The 2812-nt window shown below is 37.7% G+C and carries 2 protein-coding genes and 1 pseudogene; all 3 read right to left on the reverse strand.

Features of this window, described 5'->3' with window-relative positions:
* Nucleotides 1-157 precede the first annotated feature (157 nt).
* Complete coding sequence (locus tag RT405_RS06265) at nt 158-784, reverse strand: V-type ATP synthase subunit D (RefSeq protein ID WP_035028530.1); 627 nt, start codon at nt 782-784, stop codon at nt 158-160.
* 6 nt (nt 785-790) lie between these two features.
* Nucleotides 791-2167, reverse strand: coding sequence for a V-type ATP synthase subunit B (locus RT405_RS06270; RefSeq protein ID WP_313468485.1), 1377 nt, complete (start codon nt 2165-2167; stop codon nt 791-793).
* Nucleotides 2160-2812, reverse strand: a pseudogene (locus RT405_RS06275) (V-type ATP synthase subunit A); the annotation flags it as partial. The pseudogene RT405_RS06275 and the gene RT405_RS06270, both read right to left, overlap by 8 nt.

Consider the following 2812-nt stretch of genomic DNA (forward strand, 5'->3'; position numbering starts at 1 on the left):
TCTGAGTCAACTCCTTAAGATAAGTATACAGGACCATTTCATTTTCTAACATTGAAAAGAATTCAAGAAAAGAAGTGATAACCATATTTTTAATTAACTCTTCTATCTCATCTGATATACAGAAAAAGGCAAAATCATTTTTGATTTTGCCTTTTTCTTATCCCATATCTTTTACTTTCATCAAACGAGTAATATTGGCTCTTTCGTTTTCGTCCAATTTCATTTGAATAAAGTAAATGGTTTCTTCTAATTGCGGAATCGTCATGTACTCCAACGCGTTAACCCGACGTCGTGTTTTTTCAATTTCATCTGCCATTAATTGACAGGTCTTTTCTATTTCTGAAAGTTCTAGCAACTGCGGCATTACCGCTGACATTTCTTCAATGGACGTATCCAATTCACTATTCGAATTTAAATACCCATAACGCAATTCATTTGTTTCTTCTTTTTCATCATACTGGAAATTCATAACGGGAACGGCTACACTCATAATGTTTCTTTCGTACAGTTCTAATTCTACTGAACGAGGAGGAATAGCTACAAGTTCTTCGATGAAGTTTTCATTTAATAAGGCTTTGGCCATTACAAAAGACTGCATCGCACTTGTTAATTTAGCTTCTACTTCTGCACGCAGTTCGTTGTTTTTACGGATCAATGTAATAAACTGACGCATCAGTTCATCTTGTTTGTCTTTCAGCAACTTGTGTCCGCGTGTAGCAGTAGATAACCGTTCTTTCAAAATAGTTAATTCCATTCGTGTAGGATTAACATTTAATTTTGCCATTTAGACTCACTCCCCTTTCGGCAGATATTCGTCCAGCATGTCGTCTTTGATTCGTTTCAATTCAGTTCTAGGTAAAATAGCTAATAATTCCCATGCTAAATCTAACGACTCTTCAATTGTGCGGTTGGTATAATTCCCTTGGTTTACGTATTCTTTTTCAAAACGATCTCCAAATTCAGCATACAGTTTATCCGTTTCCGAAAGAGCTGATTCTCCTAGAACAACTGCCAATTCTTTCGCTTGCTTTCCTTCTGCATACGCTGCAAACAGTTGGTTCATAGTGGCAGCATGATCTTTTCTTGTTTTGCCTTCACCTGTTCCTTTGTCCTTTAAACGAGATAAAGACGGTAAAACATTTATTGGCGGCTGAATTCCGCTGTTGTATAATTCACGGGATAAAATAATTTGTCCTTCCGTGATATAACCAGTCAAATCGGGAATCGGATGAGTGATGTCATCTTCCGGCATCGTTAAAATTGGTATTTGTGTTACAGAACCTTTTCCACCTACTAAACGACCTGCACGTTCAAATAACGTTGCTAAGTTCGTATACAAATAACCTGGATAACCACGACGACCTGGAACTTCACGTCTGGCAGCCGAAACTTCACGTAATGCTTCACAGTAATTTGTCATATCCGTCATAATTACTAAGACATGCATATCTTTTTCGTAGGCTAAATATTCGGCTGCTGTCAATGCCATTTTTGGAGTTGCGATCCGTTCAATAGCTGGATCGTTAGCCAAATTGATAAACATAACAGAGTGATCGATTGCGCCTGTTTCACGAAAATCTTCCATAAAAAATTCGGCTTCTTCAAAAGTAATGCCGATCGCTGCAAAGACAATGGCAAACTCTTCTTCGGAATTTAAAACAGTTGCTTGTCTTGCGATTTGAGCAGCTAATTCCTTATGAGGCAAACCAGATCCTGAAAATACCGGTAATTTTTGTCCCCGGACCAACGTATTTAAATGATCAATAGTAGAAATCCCGGTTTGAATAAACTCATCCGGATAATCACGTGCCATCGGGTTGATTGCTTCTCCGTTTACATCTAAGGTCTTTTCAGGAATCAACTCTGGCCCATCATCATTAATTCGACCCATTCCATCAAAAATTCGGCCTACCATATCTTCAGAAACATCCAACGACAAAGGTCTGCCTAAAAAACGAACTTTTGTGTCTTTTAAGTTGATTCCACTGGAACCTTCAAAGATTTGGACCATTGCTTTATCGCCATCGATTTCTAAAACTTGTCCTCGTCTTCTTTCGCCATTTTGCATTTGAATATCAACTAATTCGTCAAATTTAACCCCTTCAACGCCTTCAACTGCCATTAAAGGACCAACAGCTTCTGTTACTGTTCTATATTCTTTAAGCATTTGAGTCCATACCTCCTTTTTCAACGATTTGATGAATAACTGTTTCAATATCAGTTTTCAACGTTTTGAATTCGCCGATGTTTTCTTCAGGAATATATTTTCCACGAGCAATTCTGTCACGTATGGCAACAGTTCCTTCAATAATTTCATTGAAGTAAGCTCCTAATTTCATTCCAGCTAACGCTTCGTCTTCAAAAAGAAGGATAGTTGATAACATTTCATATTGTTTTTCTCTTGAAGTATAGGTATCTACATCATCAAAGGCATTTTGTTGTAAAAAGTCTTCACGAATCATTTTAGCTACTTCTAATTTCAACCGGTCATTTTCAGATAAAGACTCCACGCCTACTAAACGGACAATTTCTTCTAATTCTGATTCGTCTTGCAGCAATGTCATCGTTCTTCTAACCATGCCAGTCCAGTCTTTTCCTAATACTTCTCCTGTATATTTACCTAATTCTTCTGAATATAAAGAATAAGATGACAACCAGTCAATTGAAGGAAAATGCCGTTTTTGTGCAAGTAAATTATCTAAGCTCCAAAACACTTTCGCTACGCGCAATGTATTTTGAGTCACCGGTTCAGATGTATCTCCTCCTGGAGGCGATACTGCTCCGATTGCTGTAATACTGCCTTCGCGTCCTG

This window comes from Carnobacterium sp. (genome assembly GCF_032094055.1).
GTDB lineage: Bacteria > Bacillota > Bacilli > Lactobacillales > Carnobacteriaceae > Carnobacterium_A.

Excerpts from the sequence above, each read along its gene's own strand:
- RT405_RS06270 (WP_313468485.1), bottom strand. The coding sequence starts at position 2,167 with ATGCTTAAAGAATATAGAACAGTAACAGAAGCTGTTGGTCCTTTAATG.
- RT405_RS06265 (WP_035028530.1), bottom strand. The coding sequence starts at position 784 with ATGGCAAAATTAAATGTTAATCCTACACGAATGGAATTAACTATTTTG.